The 24,744-nt window shown below is 54.2% G+C and carries 26 protein-coding genes; 5 read left to right on the top strand and 21 right to left on the bottom strand.

Translation table 11 applies throughout. The features are described from left to right. Window positions 1–274 precede the first annotated feature (274 nt). The 3 genes from L4C36_RS00910 to bioH all read right to left on the bottom strand — a co-directional run bounded on the left by L4C36_RS00910 (window position 275) and on the right by bioH (window position 2,054). The gene (locus L4C36_RS00910) at window positions 275–733 is read right to left on the bottom strand and encodes an ATP-dependent Lon protease (RefSeq protein WP_428475904.1); all 459 of its coding nucleotides are present in this window, start codon (window positions 731–733) and stop codon (window positions 275–277) included. 33 nt (window positions 734–766) lie between these two features. Further along, the gene (locus L4C36_RS00905; protein ID WP_428475903.1) at window positions 767–1,138 is read right to left on the bottom strand and encodes a hypothetical protein; all 372 of its coding nucleotides are present in this window, start codon (window positions 1,136–1,138) and stop codon (window positions 767–769) included. A gap of 148 nt (window positions 1,139–1,286) precedes the next feature. Then, the gene (gene bioH, locus L4C36_RS00900; protein ID WP_428475902.1) at window positions 1,287–2,054 is read right to left on the bottom strand and encodes a pimeloyl-ACP methyl ester esterase BioH; all 768 of its coding nucleotides are present in this window, start codon (window positions 2,052–2,054) and stop codon (window positions 1,287–1,289) included. A gap of 35 nt (window positions 2,055–2,089) precedes the next feature. Between bioH and L4C36_RS00895 the strand changes: the two genes are divergently transcribed. Together L4C36_RS00895 and nfuA are read left to right on the top strand one after the other, a co-directional pair. Continuing rightward, window positions 2,090–2,812: a ComF family protein gene (locus tag L4C36_RS00895; protein WP_428475901.1), complete on the top strand. Its 723-nt coding sequence runs from the start codon at window positions 2,090–2,092 to the stop codon at window positions 2,810–2,812. A gap of 95 nt (window positions 2,813–2,907) precedes the next feature. After that, window positions 2,908–3,486: a Fe-S biogenesis protein NfuA gene (nfuA, locus tag L4C36_RS00890; RefSeq protein ID WP_428476034.1), complete on the top strand. Its 579-nt coding sequence runs from the start codon at window positions 2,908–2,910 to the stop codon at window positions 3,484–3,486. A 162-nt stretch (window positions 3,487–3,648) separates the two neighbouring features. On the opposite strand, the gene L4C36_RS00885 is transcribed toward nfuA, so the two are convergent. The 6 genes from L4C36_RS00885 to L4C36_RS00860 all read right to left on the bottom strand — a co-directional run bounded on the left by L4C36_RS00885 (window position 3,649) and on the right by L4C36_RS00860 (window position 8,951). Continuing rightward, complete coding sequence (locus tag L4C36_RS00885) at window positions 3,649–4,041, bottom strand: 3D domain-containing protein (RefSeq protein WP_428475900.1); 393 nt, start codon at window positions 4,039–4,041, stop codon at window positions 3,649–3,651. A gap of 104 nt (window positions 4,042–4,145) precedes the next feature. Then, window positions 4,146–5,495: an MATE family efflux transporter DinF gene (dinF, locus tag L4C36_RS00880; protein WP_428475899.1), complete on the bottom strand. Its 1,350-nt coding sequence runs from the start codon at window positions 5,493–5,495 to the stop codon at window positions 4,146–4,148. Between the two features lie 136 nt (window positions 5,496–5,631). Next, window positions 5,632–6,564 carry a heme o synthase gene (gene cyoE / locus L4C36_RS00875; protein WP_428475898.1) on the bottom strand — a complete coding sequence of 311 codons (933 nt, stop codon included), beginning with the start codon at window positions 6,562–6,564 and terminating at the stop codon, window positions 5,632–5,634. Between the two features lie 45 nt (window positions 6,565–6,609). Beyond that, window positions 6,610–7,671, bottom strand: a complete 1,062-nt coding sequence (locus L4C36_RS00870) for a COX15/CtaA family protein (RefSeq protein WP_428475897.1) — start codon at window positions 7,669–7,671, stop codon at window positions 6,610–6,612. Between the two features lie 60 nt (window positions 7,672–7,731). After that, complete coding sequence (locus tag L4C36_RS00865) at window positions 7,732–8,277, bottom strand: SCO family protein (protein ID WP_428475896.1); 546 nt, start codon at window positions 8,275–8,277, stop codon at window positions 7,732–7,734. Continuing rightward, on the bottom strand, window positions 8,274–8,951 hold the full coding sequence (locus tag L4C36_RS00860) for an SURF1 family protein (RefSeq protein WP_428475895.1): 678 nt from the start codon (window positions 8,949–8,951) through the stop codon (window positions 8,274–8,276). The genes L4C36_RS00865 and L4C36_RS00860 overlap by 4 nt, the downstream gene beginning before the upstream one ends. 90 nt (window positions 8,952–9,041) lie before the next feature. On the opposite strand from L4C36_RS00860, the gene L4C36_RS00855 reads away from it, so the two are divergent. Beyond that, complete coding sequence (locus L4C36_RS00855) at window positions 9,042–9,266, top strand: DUF2909 family protein (RefSeq protein ID WP_428475894.1); 225 nt, start codon at window positions 9,042–9,044, stop codon at window positions 9,264–9,266. A gap of 100 nt (window positions 9,267–9,366) precedes the next feature. On the opposite strand, the gene L4C36_RS00850 is transcribed toward L4C36_RS00855, so the two are convergent. From L4C36_RS00850 to lexA, 6 genes are all read right to left on the bottom strand, one after another. Beyond that, window positions 9,367–10,269: a cytochrome c oxidase subunit 3 gene (locus tag L4C36_RS00850; protein ID WP_428475893.1), complete on the bottom strand. Its 903-nt coding sequence runs from the start codon at window positions 10,267–10,269 to the stop codon at window positions 9,367–9,369. A 9-nt stretch (window positions 10,270–10,278) separates the two neighbouring features. Beyond that, entirely contained in the window at window positions 10,279–10,899 is a 621-nt protein-coding gene (locus tag L4C36_RS00845) for a cytochrome c oxidase assembly protein (protein ID WP_428475892.1), read from the bottom strand. Between the two features lie 11 nt (window positions 10,900–10,910). Further along, entirely contained in the window at window positions 10,911–12,566 is a 1,656-nt protein-coding gene (gene ctaD / locus L4C36_RS00840) for a cytochrome c oxidase subunit I (RefSeq protein ID WP_428475891.1), read from the bottom strand. Between the two features lie 15 nt (window positions 12,567–12,581). Then, window positions 12,582–13,676 (bottom strand): cytochrome c oxidase subunit II, encoded by a 1,095-nt coding sequence (coxB, locus tag L4C36_RS00835; RefSeq protein ID WP_428475890.1) that lies wholly within the window; start codon window positions 13,674–13,676, stop codon window positions 12,582–12,584. Between the two features lie 437 nt (window positions 13,677–14,113). Then, complete coding sequence (locus tag L4C36_RS00830) at window positions 14,114–14,914, bottom strand: class I SAM-dependent methyltransferase (RefSeq protein ID WP_428475889.1); 801 nt, start codon at window positions 14,912–14,914, stop codon at window positions 14,114–14,116. A 77-nt stretch (window positions 14,915–14,991) separates the two neighbouring features. Beyond that, window positions 14,992–15,612: a transcriptional repressor LexA gene (gene lexA, locus L4C36_RS00825; protein WP_428475888.1), complete on the bottom strand. Its 621-nt coding sequence runs from the start codon at window positions 15,610–15,612 to the stop codon at window positions 14,992–14,994. Window positions 15,613–15,903: 291 nt separating this feature from the next. On the opposite strand from lexA, the gene plsB reads away from it, so the two are divergent. Beyond that, a complete protein-coding gene (plsB, locus tag L4C36_RS00820) occupies window positions 15,904–18,354 on the top strand; it encodes a glycerol-3-phosphate 1-O-acyltransferase PlsB (protein ID WP_428475887.1) in 2,451 nt (816 codons plus the stop codon). Window positions 18,355–18,465: 111 nt separating this feature from the next. On the opposite strand, the gene ubiA is transcribed toward plsB, so the two are convergent. Both ubiA and L4C36_RS00810 read right to left on the bottom strand, forming a co-directional pair. Next, window positions 18,466–19,320: a 4-hydroxybenzoate octaprenyltransferase gene (ubiA, locus tag L4C36_RS00815; protein WP_428475886.1), complete on the bottom strand. Its 855-nt coding sequence runs from the start codon at window positions 19,318–19,320 to the stop codon at window positions 18,466–18,468. Continuing rightward, complete coding sequence (locus L4C36_RS00810) at window positions 19,317–19,862, bottom strand: chorismate lyase (RefSeq protein WP_428475885.1); 546 nt, start codon at window positions 19,860–19,862, stop codon at window positions 19,317–19,319. Before L4C36_RS00810 ends, ubiA begins: the two co-directional genes overlap by 4 nt. A 170-nt stretch (window positions 19,863–20,032) precedes the next feature. On the opposite strand from L4C36_RS00810, the gene L4C36_RS00805 reads away from it, so the two are divergent. Next, window positions 20,033–20,446, top strand: coding sequence for a flagellar basal body-associated protein FliL (locus tag L4C36_RS00805; protein WP_428475884.1), 414 nt, complete (start codon window positions 20,033–20,035; stop codon window positions 20,444–20,446). Between the two features lie 93 nt (window positions 20,447–20,539). Here L4C36_RS00805 and glpD read toward each other — a convergent pair whose 3' ends face one another. From glpD to glpE, 4 genes are all read right to left on the bottom strand, one after another. Next, on the bottom strand, window positions 20,540–22,072 hold the full coding sequence (gene glpD / locus L4C36_RS00800) for a glycerol-3-phosphate dehydrogenase (protein ID WP_428475883.1): 1,533 nt from the start codon (window positions 22,070–22,072) through the stop codon (window positions 20,540–20,542). A 253-nt stretch (window positions 22,073–22,325) separates the two neighbouring features. Next, window positions 22,326–23,093, bottom strand: coding sequence for a DeoR/GlpR family transcriptional regulator (locus L4C36_RS00795; RefSeq protein ID WP_428475882.1), 768 nt, complete (start codon window positions 23,091–23,093; stop codon window positions 22,326–22,328). Between the two features lie 189 nt (window positions 23,094–23,282). Then, entirely contained in the window at window positions 23,283–24,122 is an 840-nt protein-coding gene (gene glpG, locus L4C36_RS00790; RefSeq protein ID WP_428475881.1) for a rhomboid family intramembrane serine protease GlpG, read from the bottom strand. A 94-nt stretch (window positions 24,123–24,216) separates the two neighbouring features. Beyond that, window positions 24,217–24,546, bottom strand: coding sequence for a thiosulfate sulfurtransferase GlpE (glpE, locus tag L4C36_RS00785; RefSeq protein WP_428475880.1), 330 nt, complete (start codon window positions 24,544–24,546; stop codon window positions 24,217–24,219). Between the last annotated feature and the right edge of the window lie 198 nt (window positions 24,547–24,744).

The raw sequence follows: 24,744 nt of genomic DNA, 5'->3' as shown, positions 1-24,744 counted from the left end.
AGATAAAAGCGGAGGACGTCAGTTCTCCGTTTTTTTATGCGTGTTTGATAGCGATGAGATACGAGTGCCTGAAAGGGTCCTGTGGTCCTGTGGTCCTGTGGTCCTGTGGTCCTGTGGTCCTGTGGTCCTGTGGTCCTGTGGTCCTGTGGTCCTGTGGTCAGGATGCCGTTGAAAATTTTATATGCAAGCTATTCCGCTCTCGATTTTTCCATAGGGCCATAGGATCTTAGAACCGCACTTAACCCGCTCTTACTAGCCACTCGCCTCTGCTCTTCTACAACACCACCAAATACTCGGTCGGCGGGTTGGGAACAGTGGCTTTCGCATACTTGTGCGCCACCACGCCACGGGTGCGATCGGCATCGTTGAACGCAGCCAACTCTTCCAGTAACGCGCGGGGTAATTTGATGTGCATGCTATAGCCTAACTCGCTGTCAGCAGCCATATAGCGATCCGCCGACAACGCGGTGACCAGTTGCTCCAGCTCTTGCTGATACCCATAGCGTTTCGCCGCGATGGCATCGTGATAGTCAGGGTGTTCGCTGGGGTCCCACCCCGGTTTCTTGAATTGCTTCTCGTCACTGGTCAGGCGTTTTTCCGGCTGCGCGGCCGTCGATTCTGTCGGCGGCACAATTTTATCGCGCACGCGATTATCCCGCGCCGCTTGTTCCGTCGGCGGGTTTATCGAGGGGGCTATCGTGGGCGCCCCAACCTGAACCGGTGACACAAGCATGCCGCAATGATCCTTTCTCTCAGAGTTCGTTCACTAGGCAATCGCCAACAACACGGTCGCTACCGTACCTAAGGCCGACAACACCTGCCCGGCGGTATAAAATTCATCGCTATTGGTGCTGACATCATCCGGGTGATCCATGCCCAATGCCCCGTAGGCAAATGACTCGGCTTTCTCTTGAGTGCTCTCGCTGCTGTCGCTCTGTTTAGCGTCAGTGTGCGTCGACGTTAATGCCGCATCGGCAGCCTGCTGCTGACGCGCCGCTGCAGAAATAGAGACAGAGGAATCGGTGGCCGCTTGTGGCGCACGCGCCACACTGTCTGTGGCCGTGTTCGCATTCTGTGCGGTCGCCGCTTTCAGACTTGCCGGCGTATAAATCACGGTATTGGTTAACTTTCCGATCATGATGAAGGCTCCTGCTTTTGCTCAGCAACGCAATGGTCATACCCAACACCCTCAAGCGGCTGGGTATATCGTTATCGGCCAACGTGGATAAACATTTAATCTGATCTCCGCCGACCAGATGAGCGCAGGGTATCCGGTCACTGGCCACTCAGCGGGCAAGAAACGGCAGTAACGTTGCCACAAACTCATCAGGGTGCGAAATGAACGGCGCATGCGACGCCGAGGCAAACACTTGCCGCTGTGACTGCGGCGCTAACGCATCCAGCGTGTCAGCCACTTTCACCGGCACTAACCCATCTAAGCGACCATACAAACGCAACCACGGCATCGTCACCGCGGCCAATTGCGGACGTAAATCAACCTCCGCCAGCATCTGTAACCCTGCCGCCAACGCGGCCGGTTGCGGCGCAGGACGCGATAAGACCGCCTCTTTCAATGCACGCACATCTTGCCGTGCGGTCGGGCTGCCCATTGCCTGCAAGGCCATGAACCGCGCCACTGTGGCATCAAAATCCAGATCCAACTGCTGACGAAAATCCGCCAGCACGGTCGGTTTGATCCCCCGCCATTCGCCCTGTGCCGCAAAACACGGTGAGCTAGAGACCGTGACGAGTTGCCGCACTTTTTCCGGTGCAAGTAAAGCGGCACGGGTCGCGACCAATCCCCCTAATGACCACCCTATCCACGTAGCGGCTGTCGGTGAATGTTCAAGCAACAACTGTGCCATTTCATCAAGATGGTGGGCTGATAGGCCCTGACTGAAACCGTAACCGGGCAGATCCACCACGTGCACCCGATAATGCGCGGTCAATTGCGGTAACAGATGCTGCCACACCGCGCCGTTCATGCCCCACCCGTGAATGAGAACCAGATCATCCCCTTGGCCTTCCGTTTGCCAGTACAGTGCGGTTGTCATCTATATTTCCTTTATCTGCCCTTTTGGAAGCGACGATGGTATCCCTATTTCAGTCAATCACCAACCGCCTGCGGGCATCTCACCACTGCCCGCACTGCCAACTCCCCACCGCCTCGCGCGATCAGTTTTGGTGTACACACTGTCTGGCGCACATTCCCCATCGTCCGTATTGCCACCGCTGTGGCCAAACCCAACTGACCGACACACGCCATTGCGGGCACTGCTTGCATTCACCGCCCCCTTGGCAACGGGTATACCGGCTGGGTGAGTTCCGCTTCCCGTTGCGCCAGTGGGTGCATCAATTCAAATTCCAACGTCAGTTCTGGCTGGCGGATCCCTTAGCGGCACTCCTGGTGCCTCACATCGACAACCCCGCCCCGGTCTTATTGCCGGTGCCGCTGCACCCGATACGTCGCCTGACGCGCGGATTTAACCAAAGCACCTTGTTGGCTGCCGCCATCGCCCGACGCACCGACAGCCAGTGTTGGTCACACGTGCTACGTCGCGCCCGCCATACGCCCAGCCAACACACTTTGAGCAAGGCACAACGCCAGCACAATCTCCGCGAAGCCTTCCACTTGCGTGACTGCGCCTTACCGGATCATGTCGCCCTCGTCGATGACGTGATCACTACCGGCAGCACAGTCTCTGCGCTGGCGCAGTTATTACAGCAACACGGCGTGAAGCAAATTGATGTGTATTGTTTGGGCTATACGCCGGTTGAAAAAAATCACAAAAAAAGGGCAGATTTGGGATGAAATCATAGATGGAACGATTAAGGGATGATAGAAAGAGCATCACAGAGTAGAATAGAATTAATCTTACTAAATAAGTCAGGTATTACGTCGTGTCTATGATTACTATTACTGAAAATGCTCAACAGCACTTCGGCAAGCTTCTGGCGCAACAGCCAGAAGGCACTCACATCCGTGTGTTCGTGGTTAACCCAGGAACACAAAGCGCAGAATGCGGCGTATCCTACTGCCCGCCTGAAGCCGTTGAAGCTACGGATACAGAACTGAAATTTGAACTCTTTTCTGCGTACGTCGATGAACTGAGCCTGCCGTTCCTTGCCGATGCAGAAATCGATTTTGTCACCGACAAAATGGGCTCACAGCTGACCCTGAAAGCCCCCAACGCAAAAGTGCGTAAAGTGTCGGATGATGCCACACTGATGGAGCGCGTGGATTACGTGATCCAAACCCAAGTGAACCCACAGCTAGCAGGCCACGGCGGTAACGTCTCACTGGCTGAAATCACTGAAGATGGCGTGGCTATCCTGCAGTTTGGTGGCGGTTGTAACGGTTGTTCAATGGTCGATGTGACTCTAAAAGAAGGCATCGAAAAAGAGCTTCTTGCCCAGTTTGTCGGTGAACTGACTGGTGTGCGTGATATTACGGAACACGCCCGTGGTGAGCACTCTTACTACTAAGACGAAGACGGTCTGCGGCAGCCCTTGCGTTGCCGCCCTTCTGGGCAATGTTTCACGTGTAACACACGGCTCATGACCCCAGAAACCGTACAGACAGACAACAAAAAAGTCAGCCGAAGCTGACTTTTTTTATGCCTTGCGGATGAATAAACATCGCAAACGTTAGGATTTCACTACGGTAATGGTGACATTGCGGCGTCCCCAATTACGGGCCGCTCTCACATCTTTCCCCATGTAGATATCAATCTTATTGCGCCAGCGTTTATTCATTTTATCCAGCACGACATACTCCCCCGGTAAACCCGAGATTTTGACTTTGGTGCCGCGTTTAAAACCGCGCCCCAAAAAGTCACGAGAAATCGCAATGGACTTCATGCCAGGCTTCAAGCGGTCGCCCCAAGCAGCAATAGAGGGATTGCCATCGGTTTGCCCATGAAGTGAGTTATACGCTGTCGCGGTCACTTTGTATGATTTACCGGGTGTCGCCGCCATCGCGGGCGTCATCCAGCTCAATGTCATTACGGCGAACAACAACCCTATTAGTGCTTTTTTCATTACGCTTCCACCTTACTAAATCGGTCGCAATTTAAACAGAACAGTACGCGCTTTAACAGGCTTTTTTGCTGCAAAAACGAACAAATCCAGACGATAAGTTCTAACTAGTTGTTTGCATTGGCCGGCTCAAGAAAAATATCTTTCTTCCATTGGTAAGCAAATATGACGGCCAGCCCCAAGCCGCGCATACCCATAAAGCACAGCATCGCCGCCCACAACGCATGGTTGCCGTAATCAGACAAACACCACCACACGAAAAAGAACACGCCAATCGCCACAAACATACTGTTACGCATTTCACGGCCACGGGTAGCGCCAATGAAAATCCCGTCCAGCAGGAAACACCACATCGCGATCAACGGTACGGCCGCCAACCACGGCAAGTATTTGAAGGCTTCATGCTGTACCGCCGGAATGTTGGAGATCAGCCCGATGATGTCGCGCCCAAACCCAGCAAACGCAATCATGATCACCAGCGAGATCATCAAGCTCCAGAACGTGGTGCCGATCAAGGTGCGCCCTAACTCTTCACGGTTACGCGCGCCGATAGCCTTGCCCACCATGGCTTCCATCGCATACGCAAAGCCGTCCATCGCGTACGACACCAGCATCAAAAAGCTCATCAACACCGCATTGGCGGCCACGACATTATCGCCCAGTGTCGCGCCCTGAAACGTCATAAAGGTAAACGACAGCTGCAAGCACAAACTGCGCAGGAAAATGTCTCGGTTGAGTTTCAGCAACCGCCCCATGCCCGCGCGCACGGTGCCGATTTTCTCACGCAACGGCGGTAACGCCGCAGCCAGCCACTGACGGGAAACGAACCACAATCCCAGTATCAAACCGCTGTATTCCGCTAACACCGAGGCCGCCGCCGCGCCTTGTACTTTCCAGCCAAAGCCGAGGACAAACAGCACATCCAGCGCGATATTCACCACGTTCGTGATGATCAACAACCACATGGGTTGGCGAGCGTTTTGGGTACCCAACAGCCAGCCCATGATCACAAAGTTGGCTAAGGCCGCCGGTGCGCCCCAAATACGGATCGAGAAATATTGCTCTGCATAGACCTTCACTTCAGCACTCGCGCTACTGAACTGAAAAATCACTGACGCCACGGGCTGATGCAACACAATCAGCGCCAACGCCAATACCCACGCCATCGCAATACCTTGCAGGAACACGGTGGCTTGCGCGTCTTTATTCGCCGCGCCGTAAGCCTGTGCACTCAGGCCCGTGGTCGCCATGCGCAAAAAGCCCAATAGCCAAAAGGTCACGTTGATCATCGTGCCGCCGACCGCTACCCCGCCTAAGTACCAAGCATAATCAAGGTGGCCAATCACCGCCGCATCCACCAACCCCAGTAACGGCACCGTAATATTGGACAGTACCATGGGTAACGCTAACGCAAACACCTGGCGGTGCAACGACATATCCCGTAACGCTTTGAACACAACAACCTCGACCCTGAATAATTGAAGCGGCGATTATCAAGGCATTACCCCCAAATAGAAAGCCCCCAGCATAAAATAGCAGGGGGCTAACGATTACTCATTTAGCGTAGCGCTAACACATTGAGATAAAGCAGTTTTAACTAAAGGCGATCCGCACCCAGTGATCCGCTAACAGCACCACAAATAAGGCTAACAAGTGCCAAATCGAAAAGGTGAACGTCGACCAGGCATACCCTTTTTTCACCGCATTGTCGGCAAATTTCAACTGGCACGCATAGCCTATAAAGGCGAGGTTTAATGCGCTACTGCCGATCAGGTACAGCATGCCACTCATTCCGGTTAGCCACGGCAATAAGCCCACGATCGCCAACATGACGGTATAGAGCAACACCATGGTTTGGGTAAACGCGATACCATGCGTCACGGGAAGCATCGGGATCCCTGCCTTGGCGTAATCATCACGACGGTGGATCGCCAATGCCCAGAAATGGGGCGGCGTCCAAGTGAAGACCAACATCACAAGCAGTAAAGCATGCGGGTCTAGCTGCCCAGTCACCGCCGTCCACCCCAACAAGGGCGGCGCCGCACCGGCCAAGCCGCCAATCACAATATTCTGTGGCGTAGCATGCTTCAGCCACACGGTGTACACCACGGCATAGCCAATCAAACTGGCAAACGTCAGCCACGCCGTCAGCGGGTTAAGTTGCCACAGCACCCCAAAGCCCGCCACCATCAAACTGGTCGCAAATACCACCGCGTGATGCGTCGGCACCCGCCCTTTAGCGAGCGGGCGGTGATACGTCCGCGCCATCTTGGCATCAAACCGGCGATCCAACACATGGTTAAACGCGGCGGCGGCCGCAGATTGCAACCCGATCCCCATCAAGCCTAATAGCACCGCTTTCACCGGCGGGATACCCGGCACCGCCAGACACATCCCCACCAACGCGGTCAGCAATAACATGGCCACCACTTTGGGCTTGGTCATGGTGAGGTAATCCTGCCAGACACGATAACGTGTGACCGCTTTGAGCGTTCCTGCTTTTTCTATCGACTGTACTTTTGCCATGAGCAAGCCCTCCTTTGGCAACGGGTAACACAATAAGATGGCGCATTAGGCGCGCGCCGGACGCCACCCTCGCGCCCCTTGGCGTTGACGGTAGATCTGCACATTCAGCGCGACCACGCTGAGCAGTAACAACACGCCGGTCACGTTATGGGCGACGGCAATGGTGAGCGGCAAACTAGCGACCACGTTGGTGATCCCCAATGCCACCTGTACGCTCAGCAACAGCAGCATCCCCGCGGTCGCACGGCGCAAGGCTGGTACCCGCCATGCGCGCCATGCCAACAGCAGCAAAATGACACTGGTGATCATGGCACCAAGACGGTGAGAAACATGAATGGACACGCGCTGGGCAAAATCCAGCACCCCATATTGGTAGGTATCATGCACCGGTTGGATCAGCGAAAAGGCCGAAGGGTCAAACTGCTGTTGCCAATCCACCTCACAGATCGGCAGTTGAGTACACACCAATGCCGCATAGTTCGCCGCCGTCCAACCGCCTAACGCAATTTGACCGATCACGGTCACCAAACCGAATCCAGCCAACAGCGATAAGCCTTTCCCAACCTGACGCGTTGTGGGCACATACCCTGCGGCCGATGACACATGCACTTGATTAGCCGACGAAAAGACTGACAGGCACAACGCAAATAACAAGGCTGCGGTGGTAAAGCCCCCCAGCAAGTGCCCCATCACCACGACTGGCATTAACGAGAGGGTGACCGTCCACATACCAAGTGCCGCTTGAAAGATCACCACGACCAACAGCAGAGCCGGTAACAGCTTGGGGCGAGGCGGGAGAGGATGAGCAGGACGACGCCATGCCAATATATTAATGAGCAAAATCAGTAACCCGAGCGCCCCGGCCACATAGCGGTGTAGCATTTCATTCCAAGCTTTGTGGTGCTCCAACGGCGCATCCGGGAAACGCGCGGCAGCCTCCGCCTGTTGCACAGCGGTCTGCGGCACCCCGGCAAAGCCATAACACCCCGGCCAATCCGGGCACCCCAATCCCGCCTCGGTTAAGCGGGTATACGCCCCCAGTGCAATCACGCCCAGCGCCAGCACAAAAGTCAGTAAGACCAGATAGCGAAAACGATCACGGTGCATCCCTTTCTCCTTTCTTCCTTGTATCAAGCAAGCGACTTATCGAGTCAGTCACGCCCTCGTTCAGCCGATTTTAGAGATCTTCAATAAACGTTTCAGATCCCGCAGTACGTCTTTCCCTTGCGCCAGAATCGCGGCCTTTCCCGCCACTAACGGGTACGCCAACATCACGTTGCCCAAGGGATCAGCCAAATAAATCGCGTGTGTGCCGTACTCCAGCGTGTGCATTTGGGCCACCACCTGCGCCGACACGGTTTGTTGCGACAGGGCATTTAACTGCTTTTTCACCAAGGCGGGGTAATCGGCGGCCGGATCAACACGGAGCAACACACTGTGGACCCGATCTTTTTCCGCCCCGACCGCCAAGGGGATCTGGTGCAGGTTAAACAAGGCCCCTTGGCATTTTTCATCGCAGGCCTCAGGCAATAAATAAATCAACTGCCACTGCGGGGAGTCCCCCAACCACGCTGACGTCACGGGCGCCGCGAGCAGCTTGCCCCGATTGGTCACCCCCCCTTGATACCAATTAAGATCGAGCACCAATTTCGCCAACACCACCGGCAAAACAAACGCCCCCAGCAATAACAGTAAGGTTCCTTTCTTCTTCATGCTTTCCTCCTTTTAAGCCACCACAAAGCCAATCCCGACACGGCTAGCGCCAATAAAAACCACTGCAGGGCGTAGGCATAATGTTTCTGTGGTCCCATCACAACCGGGATCCAGTTTTGCTCCAAGGCCAACGGACTGTCGGGATCAATCTGTACAATCCACGGGGCCAAGTTGACCCCCATCAGCTGGCTCAAGGCTTCAATATTGATGTTTTGCACCCGTAGCGGGTATGCGGCATCCCACTGTTCCGGAGCAAGCGCGATTAACATCGACGGCGGGGCAATCATGCCGCGCACGGTCAGTTCACCATGGTGTTCAGGTAAGACGGGAATTTGTTCGCGGTAGGCAGGAGCAGCAATCCAGCCCAGATTCACCAGCAGCCAGCGGTCATCCACCGCAAAGGGATACAGCACGTGATACCCCACTTGGCCGCGGTAGGTTTGGTTATCCAGCAGCACCGCGCGGCTGTGATCAAACGTGCCACGCAAGGTCACGCTGTACCAACGCGGGTCGGCGGGTAAACTGGCTAAGCTGTAATACATTTGCTCACTGCGGAACTTGAGCGCGTGGCTCAAGCTTTCTTTTTCCTGTGCCCGTGACATTTGCCAGAAACCTAACTTGACCAATGTCACCAGCACCGCCACAGTAAAAAGTATGAAACCGATCCGTCGCATGTGTCTCCTTCGAGCGAGTGCTCTGTGTGCGAGTAACACGCTAAAGCCACACGGCTTTCCCTATTCTTAGCCCCTATCGGGAGGTACGCTATGCTGCTCAAAGCCTTACTCATCGGCTTGCTGATCTTCATCCTGTTCAATCTGTTTCGCGCTTTACCCGTGATGTTGAAAGGGAACGCCAATCCGTCGTCGTCCTCCGATAAACCCCTGTCCCACTATCTCGGGCGGCGCATTCTGTTTTCCGTTTTATTGTTTGTATTACTGCTGATCGCGGTCGCCACCGGCTATATCGAACCGAATCCACGACCGTTTTAAGGATCAACGCGGGGGTCTAGATCCTCGCTCCTAGCACCCAGTCCCTTGTACCTAAGACCTAGTCCCTAGACACTCGCCCCTAGAGACTCGTCTCTCGCCTCTAAAAAATGTACACAAACATAAACAAGCCGAGCCACACCACATCGACGAAATGCCAGTACCAAGCGCCCGCCTGAAAAGCGAAATGCTTCTCGGGGGTGAAATGGCCACACAGTACCCGCAGCCAGACAATGAACAGCATGAGGGTGCCGAGCGTCACATGCAGGCCATGGAAACCCGTCAGCATAAAGAAGGTGTTGCCGTACACGCCGGCATCCAACGTCAGCCCCATCTCTTCATAAGCATGGATGTACTCGACCCCTTGCAGGTAGATAAACAGGCTGCCGAGCAGCACCGTCAACAGTAAGAACAGGGTCAGGCGTGGGCGGTTATTTTGCTCTAACGCCACATGCGCAATGTGGATGGTGACAGAGGAGGTCAGCAGGATCAGGGTGTTATACAGCGGTAACCCTAATGGCCCCATGGCTTGGGTTTCGCTGCCATCCGGTGTCATGATTAAGGGCCATTGGGCAATAAATTCAGGCCATAACACGGCATTGGTCATGGCATTGTTGCCCGCCCCGCCCAGCCATGGCACGGCAATCATACGGGCATAAAATAGCGCCCCAAAGAACGCGGCAAAGAACATCACTTCCGAGAAAATGAACCAGCTCATGCCTTGGCGAAACGAACGATCCATCTGCTGACTGTACAAGCCTTGCATGGATTCGCGGATCACATCTCGAAACCACCCCACCAGCATGATCAGCAGTAAACCGACACCCGACAGCAAGAACCACGGCCCTTGCCCGTTGAACAAATTACCGACCGTGGCACCGGCGCCCAGCGCAATGAGAAATAACGCCACCGCCCCGACAATGGGCCACCCACTGGCGGCAGGCACATAGTAATTTTCATGCGGGGGCGTCACGGATTGTTCATGTTCTGAATAGGGATTCGCCATTCTTCAACCTCATTGCGTTTGCGCCAGCGTGGCCGGCTTGGCGTGAAACAGAGTATAGGCCAGCGTCAGGGTGTGAATGTCTGCCGGCAGATCAGGATCGACATAAAACACCAACGGCAGCGCTGCGTTTTCCCCAGCCCCTAACGGCTGGTGGTTAAAACAGAAACACTCGATTTTATTGAAATACTGCGCGCCCAATCCGGGACTGACCGACGGCACGGCTTGGCCAATGGTGGCTTGCGTCCCCAAATTATGGGCTTGGTAGTTCACGGTGTGGGTTTGCCCTGGGTGCACCACCAAGGTTCTCACTTCCGGCTCAAAGGTCCAGCGCACCCCGGGCGTGATGTAAGCAACAAACTCCACCGTGACTTCCCGCGAGGTATCGACACGGGCTGAGGACGTGGTCGGGGTATCGGCGGTTTTGCCGTTGATCCCCGTGATATCGCAAAACACGTCATACAAGGGCACCAAGGCAAAGGCAAAACCAAACATTCCGATTGCCATGCCCACCAGTGACCACGTTGAGCGTCGTTGACGCTGCTGTTGATCGTGGTGCTCCGTCGGATTCGACGACGTGTCCTTGTCCTTCCCTTTTCCCGTGTCCTTCTCGTTGTCCTTTTCGTGGTCCATAGCGCGCCTCCTTAGTCCACTTTCGGTGGCGTCGAGAACGTATGGTGTGGCGCCGGTGAAGGGACACTCCACTCCAAGCCTTCTGCCCCATCCCACGGTTTCGCTGCGGCTTTTTCACCGCCGCGCACACACTGGATCACCACGGCCAAGAAGATCAGCTGTGACAACCCAAACAAGAACCCGCCGATACTGACCACCGCATTGATGTCGGCAAACTGCAAGGCGTAGTCCGGGATACGACGCGGCATACCGGCCAGCCCCAAGAAATGCATAGGGAAGAACAAAATGTTGACCGAAATGATCGAACACCAGAAATGCCACTTGGCCAACGTTTCATTGAACATGTAGCCGGTCCACTTCGGCAGCCAGTAATACGCTGCCGCCATGATGGAGAAAATTGCCCCCGACACCAGCACGTAGTGGAAATGTGCCACCACAAAATAGGTGTCGTGGTACTGGAAATCCGCTGGGGTAATGGCCAGCATCAGGCCGGAAAAGCCGCCAATGGTGAACAACACAATGAAGGCAATGGCAAACAGCATCGGCACTTCAAAGGTCATCGACCCGTGCCACATGGTCGCCACCCAGTTAAACACTTTCACCCCGGTGGGCACCGAGATCAGCATGGTGCAGTACATAAAGAACAGCTCGGCGGCAACTGGCATCCCCGTGGTGAACATGTGGTGCGCCCACACCAAGAAACTCAGGCCGGCAATGGACGCTGTGGCGTACACCATCGAGCTGTAACCAAACAGTTTCTTACGGGAAAACGCAGGAATAATGGCAGAAATGATCCCGAAGCTCGGCAAAATCATGATGTACACTTCTGGGTGTCCGAAGAACCAGAAAATGTGCTGGAACATCACCGGATCGCCCCCGCCCGCGGCATCAAAAAAGCTGGTGCCAAAGTATTTGTCGGTCAGCACCATGGTGACCGCCCCCGCCAACACAGGCATGACCGCAATCAGTAAGAAGGCCGTGATCAGCCACGTCCACACGAACAACGGCATCTTCATGTACGTCATGCCCGGTGCACGCATGTTCATGATGGTCACAATCACATTGATGGCGCCCATGATGGAGCTGATCCCCATGATGTGAATCGCAAACACAAACAAACCGGTACTTTGCGGGCTGTAGGTGGTCGACAGCGGCGCGTAGAAGGTCCAGCCAAAGTTCGGGCCGCCCCCTTCCATGAACAACGAGGCCAGCAACAAGCTAAAGGCGAACGGCAGGATCCAAAAACTCCAGTTATTCATTCGCGGCAACGCCATGTCTGGCGCCCCAATCATCAGCGGGATCATCCAGTTGGCCAGGCCGGTAAAGGCCGGCATCACCGCCCCGAACACCATGATCAGGCCGTGTACCGTGGTCATCTGATTAAAGAAATTGGGCTCAACCAGCTGCAACCCAGGCTGGAATAACTCCGCGCGGATCACCATCGCCATCGCGCCGCCGATCAAAAACATGGCAAAGCTGAACATCAAATACAGCGAGCCAATGTCTTTGTGGTTGGTGGTCAGTAACCAGCGCTTTATGCCCGTTGGATGCGGGTCATGGCCATGATGGTCGGGGTGCGCGATATCATCAGCCAGTACTTGGCTCTGTTGATTTTGCGCAGTTTTTGCGTCGTCGATGTCCGTTGATTCACGCAACATGTCCGTCATTGTCACACTCTCCCTTTACAGATCCTGACCGTCCATCACCGCCTGCACTTCCGCAGCTTGTACGGTTTCACCGGTATTATTGCCCCACGCATTACGCTCATAGGTGATCACCGCGGCCAGCTCTTTCAAGCTTAACTGTGGCCCAAACGCCTGCATGGCCGTGCCGTTACGGCCATGAACCACAATACTGATGTGTTCCAATTTGGCCGCCGGATCGATAGACACCCCCTGCCCAGCCAGTCCTGGGAAGGCACCCGGCAACCCTTGTCCATTCACCTGATGACACATCGCACAACGGGTGTTGTACACCGTCTCACCCAACGTCATCAGCTCATCCATGCCCATTTCCATGTCCAGCAAACGCTGCTCTTCTTCACGGGCTTGTTGCTGCGTAACGCGGGTGGTCGCCAGCCATTCATCGTAGTCAGCCTGCGCTTTGGCAATCACCACAATCGGCATAAAGCCGTGGTCTTTGCCACACAACTCGGCACACTGGCCCCGGTAAATGCCCGGCTTGTCGATTTTGGTCCACGCTTCGTTAATGAAACCGGGGTTGGCATCTTTCTTCACCGCAAAATCCGGCACCCACCACGAGTGGATTACATCTTGCGAGGTGATCAAAAACCGCACTTTCTGCCCCACCGGCAACACTAACGGGCGGTCGACCTCTAACAAGTAGTTGTCCCGCTTTTCCCGTTTATTGGCAATTTGGGCAGAACTGGTGGCGAGCAACGAGTAGAACTCAACGTCTTGATCGAAATAGCGGTAATGCCATTTCCACTGCGAACCGGTCACTTGCACGGTCATGTCAGGTTTGGAGGTATCTTCCATCGCCAGCAAGGTTTGGGTGGCGGGTACCGCCATCACGATGAGGATCACGAAGGGGATCAGCGTCCAGAGGATTTCAACTTTGGTGCTTTCGTGGAAGTCAGCAGGTTTGGCCCCTTTGGATTGGCGGTGGTGCCAAATGGCCCAGAACATCGCGCCGAACACCACCAGACCGATGGCCACGCAGATGTAGAAGATGATCATGTGGAGCTCGAACACGCGCTGGCTGACATCCGTCACCCCCTTCGTCATGTTCAATGGCATGGATTCATTCGCGGCCATGGCAGATCCTGTCAGCCATACGCCGAGACAGCACGTCAAAAGGCGAAATATCACCAAGGCTCCCTCCCTATTCCTTTTCTATCCATAACGGCCTGATCGTCCGTGGTTATGCGGTTCGCTCAGGCACATCACACACTAATGGGTATCGGTTTGAACAACCGGCAAGATGCAGTGATTTCACCGTCTTAGCGCCCATTCATCGAAATGAACAGGATAAAAAAATGCGAAACGGTTAACACTTTGTTTACAATTAACTTAGAAAGGATCAGCGCAATGTGCAATAAATTGACGTGAAAAAGTCCCGTTTTCATCCCCCTCTCTATCATTCAAAGCAGCGAACAGGAAACACGGGGCAGGCGCAGGAAACGCAGGCAGTAAACAAGAAAGGCAGTAAAGCACACGCAGCGAAAAACAGACGGTGACACCTGAATCGACTGTTACAACTGGATCGACAGCTGCACCGGCAATAGCCGGTATTTCAACCCGGGAATGCAGGTCACCCAACGGTGTCCTTCCCGCCAACGGGCACAGGGCGTGTCTAACGGGCTGTGGCATGTCACATCCGCCGCCCACGGCAACCACTGCCGCACCTGCTGCTTGGCATTACGGAACCCATGGGCATACGTTCCCGCGACACCGAATCGGCGTGATAACGGCCAGTGACAGCGATCCCCCGCCAACACCACATTCAAGATTAACTGACCAAAATGACAGGCAACGGCGTGGAAAAAACGGGATAACGCAGCCGCATCGTGCGCGAGCAACGCCTGATCACACACCAACATCACGGGGGTGTTTTTCATGGCAGGCAACAGGTGTAACCACGCGAGATCATCAATCGACCCGGGCAACATGCGGTAGCGTTCGCTACGGTGAAACAAGCGCTGGCGCCAAAGCAGGTGTTCATTCACATCGATATCGAACCAACGGCACAAGCCATTATCGACCCGATAAAAACGGGTATCCAGTCCCCCACCAATGTTGAGAATATGGCCATTGGGGTAGCGACGGAGGAAGTGTTGGACTTGGCTGTCGCACTGCATGGCGAGCATGGCATGCAAGAGTTGTTGTTCAGTGATATTGCCGGAGAGGCAGGTAGGTTGGAGGCGACACTGACGGCAAGCCGCCGCCGCGACAGGATCGTAGAGTAAACGATCGTCAGCAAGGCTTTCTCGACTGCGCAGCCACAACGGCTGTAACAAGTCGGATGGGACATCATAACGTGAAGAGTCAGTCATTATCACCTCCATGGCTCACCATGAAATGATAATGACTCTCATTATTAATTGCAAAGATTTCGCACGATACGTGCCGATTACATCCAGTCGCAGTTACGGATCACGCCAACGGCAATCCCTTCAATTGACAGGTGCTGGGTATTTAGATCGACCACAATCGGGGCAAATTCTTCATTCTCAGCATGCAATAATACTTGCGAGCCTTTGCGCTCCAAGCGTTTCACGGTGACATCGTCTTCGACGCGGGCAACGACAACTTGACCATTGCGCACATCTTGGGTTTTATGCACAGCCAGTAAATCGCCGTCCATGATCCCGATGTCTTTCATGCTCATGCCATTGACGCGTAGCAGAAAATCCGCACGCGGCTTAAACAGCGCAGGATCGACTTCATAATGGGTTTCAACGTGCTCTTGGGCCAAGATTGGTTCACCGGCGGCCACTTGGCCGATCAGCGGCAATCCGCGCTCTTCATTGCTGTCATTGTCCACCAACAGGCGGAGACCACGCGAGGCACCCGGAATGATTTCAATCACCCCTTTACGGGCCAAAGCTTTAAGGTGTTCCTCCGCCGCATTGGCGGAGCGGAAACCGAGTTCACGGGCTATTTCAGCACGTGTAGGCGGCATTCCAGAATCTTCAATTTTTGCTTTGATTAAATCAAAGACTTCTTGTTGACGCGGCGTTAACGGCTTCATGACTCACCCTGTCTTTTTATACAGTTCACTGTGAGTATATCCAGTGTTAACACGCTTGGAAAGGCTATTGTTTAGGAAATCAGCAGTTTTGCTGTGAATTCGCCACTTCCCCTCTTCTCTCGCCATGACGGGCGCCACGTCGTCACTTGGCCGCTGTCACGATCCTGATTTACCGGGTCCAATCTCAACAAATCCGCATATAACCGCGTCAATGCGGTATTTCGCTGCTTATCGCTACGTGTTTTCTGCTAGACTTGCGACGCATTAAGAATTCGAGGCTAGTAAAAAGATATGTCAAGTTGGCAGAAAATCTACCAAAAAATACTGGATTTGCCGCTTTCTCTGCTGGTTAAAACCCATTCAATTCCTTCCGATCCGATTGCGGATCTGGAACTCGACCTTGAACGGCCGATCGTCTATATCCTGCCGTTCCGTTCGGTCACGGATCTGCTAACGCTGCGCAGCAGTACCCAAAAATTGGGTCTGCCGGATCCCCTGTCGCCACTGGACATCGGCGGCCAATCGTATTGCCGTTACGTGTACATCGCGTCAGCACCGAGTGTGTTTGGCTCTGATGGCGAACTGCCACAAGCATCGATTGACCTGTTCACTGCCCTGCTTGAGCAACACAACCAAGATCCAACCTTGGATGTTCAAGTGGTGCCGGCATCGATTTTGTGGGGCCGTAAACCGGGTAAAGAAGACAATCAAAAACCGGTGTTACGTGCGTTAAACGGACCGGAAAAATTCTTCACCATTCTCGGCCATGGCCGTGATTGTATGGTGCGCCTGAGCCCGGCGGTATCGCTGCGCTACATGGCTGATCACCACGGCACGGATGACTCCATTGCCAACAAATTGGCCCGTGTGGCACGCATCCACTTTTCCCGCCAGCAATTAGCCGCGTCGGGGCCAAAATTGCCGGATCGCCAAGCCTTGTTCAAGCGTCTGCTCGAATCGAAAGCGATTGAAAAAGTCGTGGCCGAAGAAGCGGCCAGCCGGGATGTGCCGATCGAAAAAGTACGCAAAGAAGCCATCGACATGATGGAAGAAATTGCGACCGATTTTTCTTATTCCTTGATCCGACACGGTCAACGCTTTTTGGGCTGGCTGTGGAATCGCCTGTACCAAGGCCTGAACATCCACAACGCCAAGCAAGTGCGCAAACTGGCACAAGATGGCCATGAAATTGTCTATGTGCCGTGTCACCGTAGCCACATGGATTACCTGCTGCTGTCGTATGTGCTGTTCCGAGAAGGCATGGTACCGCCACACATCGCGGCCGGTATTAACCTGAACTTCTTCCCGGCGGGTCCGATTTTCCGTCGTGGCGGCGCGTTCTTCATTCGCCGTAGCTTCAAAGGCAACCGCTTATACTCCACGGTGTTCCGTGAATACTTGGCCGAACTGTTCGCCAAAGGCTATTCGGTGGAATACTTCAGTGAAGGCGGCCGCTCCCGTACCGGTCGATTGCTGCCCGCGAAAACCGGCATGCTGTCGATGACCATTCAAGCCATGCTCCGTGGCCTGAACCGCCCCGTGACACTGGTGCCGGTTTACATCGGTTACGAGCACGTAATGGAAGTGGGCACCTATGCCAAAGAGTTGCAAGGCAAGCGCAAAGAGAAAGAGAACGTCGGTCAAGTGCTGCGTACCTTGCGTAAGCTGCGTAATTTTGGTCAAGGTTATGTGAACTTCGGCGAGCCGATCCCGCTGAACCACTACCTGAACGAACACGTGCCGGAGTGGCACAAAGATATCGATCCAATCGAACCACAGCGTCCACAATGGCTGAACCCAGTCGTGAACGATCTGGCCATTAAGATGATGACGCACATCAACGATGCCGCGGCGACCAACGCCCTCACCTTGTGTGGCGTGGCCTTGCTAGCCGGTCGTCAACGCGCCTTGAGCCGTGAAGATCTGGAACAGCAAATCGACTGCTACTTGCAGTTGCTACGCAACGTGCCGTACTCCTCGCAGTTCACCGTGCCGAACGAAGACGCGAAAACCATGGTGGCGCATGCACTGGAAATGGATAAGTTCGTGATCGAACGCGATAGCTTGGGTGAGATGGTGTCGCTGGATCGCCAGCAAGCGATCTTGATGACCTACTACCGCAACAACATCATTCACTTGTTCGCGCTGCCATCGCTGATCGCCAGCATTGTGATCTGCCATGAACGTCTGTCTATGGCTGACATTGTCGCGCAAATCACCCGTCTGTATCCATTCTTGCAGGCTGAACTGTTCTTGCGTTACCAGACTGACGAATTGGCCGGTGTGATTGAAGCCCAAGTGGATGAACTGGCACGTCAGCGTCTGGTACAACGTGATGGCGACCTCGTGAGCCTGAACAATGCCCGTATCGGACCGCTGCATTTGTTAGCTCGCACCATCACTGAAACCCTGCAACGCTACGCGATCACGTTGACGCTGCTGAACTCTGAGCCGCAACTGATGAAGAGCGATCTTGAGCAGCAAAGCCAGATGTTGGCCCAGCGCTTGAGCCGTCTGCACGGGATCAATGCGCCGGAATTCTTCGACAAAGGCGTGTTTGCGATTCTGGTCAGTACGCTACGCCGTGAAGGCTACCTCAACGAGGATTGCCATGCGGTGTCGCAGCCAGTGGAAGAGTTAGCCGAGCAGTTGGCGGCGTTGGTGTCACCGGAAGTGAAGTTGACGATCCAAGCGGTGATGAACCGTGAAGAGCGCGTTGATGCCACGGATGCCGATGCCTAAGCCGGCTTTCGCCGCATAAAAAAAGCGCCCCTAAGGCGCTTTTTTTCTGTCTATTGTTTGTTGGTTGGCCCGTTGATTAGCGGGTTAGCTGGCTGACGAGTTAGCGAATAGTTAAGGCCAGCACAGGCTGATAGCCAGTCCGAGACACACCAACATACCGACATAGTTGTTGTTCAAAAACGCTTTGAAACACGGCGCGCGCTCGCGGCCACGGATCAAATGCTGCTGATACACAAACAAGGTCGAGGCCAACAACAAGCACCAATAGTACACCGCCGATAAGCCCTGCACCGCGCCCACCACAATCAACAACACCAAGGTGGTTAACTGCAACAGCCCGACAATCATTTTATCAAAACGGCCAAACAAGATAGCCGTCGACTTGATCCCGATGTTCACATCATCATCGCGATCGACCATGGCGTACTGTGTATCGTAAGCAATGGTCCACAAAATGTTAGCCACAAACAGCAACCACGCCACCGGCGGCAAAGTGCCTGCCTGTGCGGCATACGCCATGGGGATCGACCAGCCAAACGCCATACCCAGCACGAGCTGTGGCAAGTGAGTATAACGCTTCATGAATGGGTACATCGCCGCCAGTATAACGCCCACCACCGACAACATAATGGTCAGGGTATTCATGGTCAGCACCAGCAAGAAAGAGATCAGCACTAACAGCCCGAATAAGCCGAGCGCTTCCCGCTCCGAGACCCGCCCCGATGGCATCGGGCGCTCAGCGGTACGTTTCACATGGCCATCAAAATGGCGATCGGCATAATCATTGATCACACACCCTGCCGCACGCATGAAAATCACCCCGAGCACAAACACGGCCGTGACATGGGGATCGGGCAAGCCATCAGCGGCTAAAAACAGGGCCCATAACGTTGGCCACAGCAATAACAAACTGCCAATGGGGCGATCAAAGCGGGCTAACTGCCAAAAGGCTTTTGCCTTGGTCATTTCCAACGTTCGGTCTCCTTATAAATCGGTGCATCCTGCAAAAAAAGTTCTGCCACCAGCAGTGGCTTATTATTGATCCACAAACGGGAGCGGCGCGCCCAGATCGGTGCCTCGGCGGTACCGACATTGGCAATCATCAAGGCATCGCGGCGTGCACTGCGATCGGTGAACACCCGAAAGCCCAACGGCATATCCCCGAGTTGCGCGAGATCCTGCTCTTGCCCGGTTAACGTGGTCTCTGGGATCAGTGTGCGGGCAAACACCCATGGCACCCCATCGCCCTTGAGCACGACTTTGCGCAGCAAACATGCCGAGGCGCCGAGTAACTGGCGTTCATCCAGCGCGAGGTGCTCAGGCCCTATCGTCACCTGCTCCGCTAAGGAGACCGTGAACTGGCGGCAATACTGCTCAAAACGGCGCGACAGTGAATGTTGCTCTAGCAACCAATGCCCAAAATCAGTCCCTGCGACGGAGGTTTCATCGGCCGCTACCCACTGGGCACTGTCCAATAAGGAATTGTACAACTGCTTGATTTCCGACATTTTTCCAACAAAAAATCCGCCTAACCACCGCGAAGGGGCTTGGTAGATCCCGGTTAATTTATTACCATGAAGAAACACTATTGTAGCAAGCTGTCACCGGTAGGAATATCGTTACCGTCGAAAGATAGTTATTCGCAGCATCAAAACAACGTAACCCTATGAGTAAAAAGATGAAAGCACAACTATCCGGTCTCTGTTTACTGCTTGTCAGCCTCCTTTTCCCGCTGGCAGCCCATGCTGAGAATGTGCCGGCCGCGCCTCCACAATACACGTATTACACCTTGGCCCCAGACATTACGACCAATTATGTAACCCAAGGCAAAAAAATTGGCTACCTGCGTTTGCAAGTTGATCTCATGGTGGCCGATCCATCACTGATCCCGGAGGTGGAGCACCATGCCCCGCTGATCCGCGATGCGATTATCAGCATCATCGGCGAACAACCGGAAGCCCGCGTGAAATCACTGGCGGGACGCGAAGAAATTCGCCAAGCCTGTTTGGAAACGGTCAATGAGCTGCTGATCATGGAAACCAACAAGAAACTCCTTACCGAGTTGTTGTTCACTAAATACCTGTATCAATAACCGGCCAGCTAGCACCTCACTCGCTATACAGACAATAAAAAAGCGCCCATCTCGGCGCTTTTTCGGTTCTCAGTTCTCGTTGCTAGTCGAGCATCACGCCGCATCACGGGCCTGACATTGGGTGATGTATTCCGCGACCGCTTGCTGCTGCGTCGCATCCAAATACAAACCCAACTTACTGCGTCGCCATAGCGCATCGTCAGCCTGCTGCACAAACTCTTCCGCCATCAAATAGTCCAACTCGCACGCGTATAAACCCGCACCAAAGTGCTGCCCCATCGCCGCTTCACTGCTGATATCAGCCAGCAGACGTTCAACCCGGCAACCATAACTGCTGACCCACCGTTGCAAGGTCGTGGCCTCCACCCACGGATAACGCAGGGCGAGTTGCGCGCGGTACGCCGTCAAATCACCGTCTATCTCCCCACCCGGCAGCGTCGACTGCGCCGTCCACGGTTGGCCCATAGCCGGAAAGAACGGCGCCAATTTGGCCATGGCGGATTCAGCCAGTTTGCGGTAGGTCGTCAGCTTGCCGCCAAAAATAGACAACAAGGGCGCCTGCTCACCGTCTTGCTGCAAGGTTAAGGTGTAATCACGGGTGATCGCCTGCGGTGAGTCCGACTCGTCATCACACAACGGTCGCACCCCGCTGCACGTCCACACCACATCGGCTTCTGTCAGCGGGCGGGTAAAATGGGCATTGTAGACATCGAGCAAATAACGAATTTCGTTCTGATCGATGGCCACTTCACGTGGGTCGCCGTGGTATTCCACATCCGTGGTACCAATCATCGAAAACTTATCCAGGTACGGAATGACAAACACAATCCGCTGATCATCATTTTGTAAAATGTACGCCTGCGGCTCGTCATGCACACGCGGCACCACAATGTGTGACCCTTTGATCAGGCGAATGCCGTACGGCGAAGGTAGCGTCAGTCCCTGATCGTAAAATGCGGACACCCACGGGCCGGCAGCGTTCACCAGCGCATGGGCATACCGTTCAAAACGCGCACCGGTCAGCATGTCACGCACCGTGACTCGCCACAAATCATTCTCTTGTACCGCCTGTTCAACCCGACACCGGTTACGCACTTCGCCGCCGCGCTCAGCCACTTCCATCACATTGAGGATCACCAAACGGGCATCATCCACCCAGCAATCCGAGTATTCAAACCCCTGCGTCATGTGCGGGTGTAACACCGAGGCGTCACCAAATCGGATCCCTTCACTGGCAGGCAGTGTGGTCCGTTTTCCTAGATGGTCGTACAAAAACAACCCGGCACGGATCATCCATGCCGGACGCAAATGTGGGCGATGAGGCAGACGAAAACGCATCGGGCGGGCAATATGCGGCATTTTTTTCAGGAGCACTTCCCGCTCCGCCAATGCTTCAGCGACCAAGCGAAACTCATAATGTTCCAAATAGCGCAAACCGCCATGCAGTAACTTCGAGCTGGCTGACGAGGTCGCGGAGGCAAAATCTTGTCCTTCATACAACCCAACTCGCAGTCCTCGCCCCGCCGCATCGGCCGCGATCCCTGCGCCATTGATCCCGCCGCCGACCACAATCACATCCAATATCTCGTGTGCCGCTCGCGTCGCCTCACCGTTTGCTACTGTCATTCTGCGCTCTCCGTTAGCGATCGGCGTTGTACGATCGCGGTCTGTCTTTACATAAACGCTCAATATCGAGCCTTAAATGTTCGATAACGAAAATAATAGCGAATAAAATGCGCAATATCATCCTAATAAAAGATCGCATTGGTGTTATTTTGATCGGCGCGGCATTTGTGAAAAAAAAGGGTACCCTGTGGGGTACCCTTTGATGGTCGGTTAGCACTTTGCTTGCCTTGTGGGCACCGTAAGACGTAAAGCACTAGGCGTGAGCGACAATCTCTACGGCGATGTCGTGTTCTGTCAAACAGTGGGTCAATTCCGCAGGGGGTGCCTGATCGGTAAACAGCATGTCTATCTGACTAATATTGCCCAGATTCACCATCGCGCCACGGCCAAATTTGGTGTGGTCGACACCCAGCATGACGCAACGGCTGTTTTCAATAATGGCCTGCTTCACCCGCACTTCATGGTAATCAAAGTCGAGCAACGAGCCATCGAGATCAATCCCGCTGATACCGAGAATGCCAAAGTCCAAACGAAACTGGGCAATGAAATCCACCGTGGCTTCACCGACGATACCACCATCACGGTTACGCACTTCCCCACCGGCCAAAATCACCCGAAAATCGTCTTTACCGGTCAGAATGCTCGCCACATTGAGGTTATTGGTCACGATACGCAAATCATGGTGATCCAGTAATGCACGCGCCACGGCTTCTGGCGTGGTGCCGATATCGATAAATAAGGTGGCCCCATCGGGAATGTGTTGCACCATGGCTATCGCAATGGCGTCTTTTTCCGCCAACTGCATCACCTTGCGAGCACTGTAAGCGGTATTCACGGAGCTGGATGGCAGCGTCGCACCCCCATGGTGGCGACGAATTTGATTATCGGCGGCCAACTCATTGAGATCACGCCGAATCGTTTGAGGACTGACATTAAACCGAGCGACCAGATCATCGGTACTGACGTACCCCTGGCTTTGAACAAGATCTATGATTTCCTGATGTCGTTTGCTTTGCTTCACGGCGGTCGCAGCTCCTTTATCAACCTTGCCTAGCACCTTTAACACGCCCAATGTGTAACGCGCTATCAGGTATCACAATCACCGAATGATCATCGGCTTACGGGCTTGAAAACAACAAGGCTTCGCGTAATGCGAAGCCTTGTCATCTTACCTAGTGTCAGGGGAATAAGCCAATGATGGCGATCCCACTCATGAAGTTTGCTGGCGCCATTTTGCATCAATCAATGCCAGGCCGCAGCCGGTCAGCAAACCGAACAAGTGGGCCATGTTAGCCACCGACATGCCCACGACATCGGCAAAGCCTAATACCAGCCAAACCAACATAAAGGCCGCATACGAATTGGGCAGCGACAGTTTACGCGCGGGCGCCAACCAGCCCATCCACCAGATGTACCCCATCAAGGCATAGACCACACCTGACAGGCCACCGAAGTTCGGGCCGACAAACCAGAACTGAGCAAACCCGGACACTAAGGAGGAAAGCAAGAACACTTGGATCAATTTTCCGCTGCCGCTGTGCTGCTCAAGCTGCCCGCCAAGCAACCACCACCACAGGCAGTTAAACACCACGTGTAAAACAGAGAAATGCAATAGCGCATGCGTGAAGAAACGCCACACCTGCCATTGATCCCCGTCCATGAACGGAAAATGCAGCCAATTAAACAGTGTCTGACTAAACCCCAGAAACCACAACACGGCGATCCCGAGCGCCGCCACCAGCACGGTGAGGGTAAAGGGGCCGGCTTGCTGTTTGACCATCTTGATCAAGCTGGGGCTGCGGTAGAAAAATGTCGCGGTGCGCGATTCTGCAACCGTCCATGACGCAGCTTGGTATTTTTTATCTGACGGGTTGGCCAAAAAGTGGTTCAGCTCGGCTTCGGCTTCCACCAAGTGCTGCCCGTCTTGCAGCCAAATGGCAAACATCCCTTCCGGCTCAGGAGCCAATGACAACGCAATGCCACGCGATGCCATGTAATCAATAAACGCCTGCGCCTGACGCGGGTTGGTTAATCCTGCTAAGCGGTACATATTCACTCTCCAAGGTCGCCAGCCACGCTCCGCTTCATGCCGGGAGCGTGCACTGTTACCAGCATGCCCTTCGCGAGAGAATTTGTCGAGGTGATCAGGCCATGTCCACGCACGGCAACGCCTGTCGCTTCCACGCCTCAAAGCCACCTTCTAAGCTGTATACACTGTCATATCCTTGGTGGATCAAATACTGGGCGGCGCCTTGGCTACTGATACCGTGGTAACACATCACGATCACCGGTTGCTCAAACTCCACCGTATTCATCAATGTCACCATGGTGTCATTGGTCAGGTGGAATGCCCCTTGTGGGTGAGACAACGCAAACGACTGGGGATCGCGAATGTCCACTAAGATGGCACCGCTGTCGGGTTGGATTAATAACTGTTGGGCTTGCTCGGCGGAAATCTGTTCAAACTGATCCATAAACTCGCAACTCTCTGACCGTAAGATCGGCCAACAGGATCGCTGTTGACCAAGAAAATGTGATGATCGTCCGCTTCCTGATCGTCATACTATCAGTAGAGACGGTTCCCCATTGTACCCCAGCAAGTTACTCACAACCCCATGCAAAAAGTACGGGTTATACCGCCCCGTGATAACACCCCGCAGCCCAGATCTGGC

The organism is Photobacterium japonica (genome assembly GCF_050337005.1).
Classification (GTDB): Bacteria; Pseudomonadota; Gammaproteobacteria; order Enterobacterales; family Vibrionaceae; genus Photobacterium; species Photobacterium japonica.
Note: the sequence above shows the minus strand (reverse complement) of the source record. Positions and strands in the feature narration are given on the sequence as shown.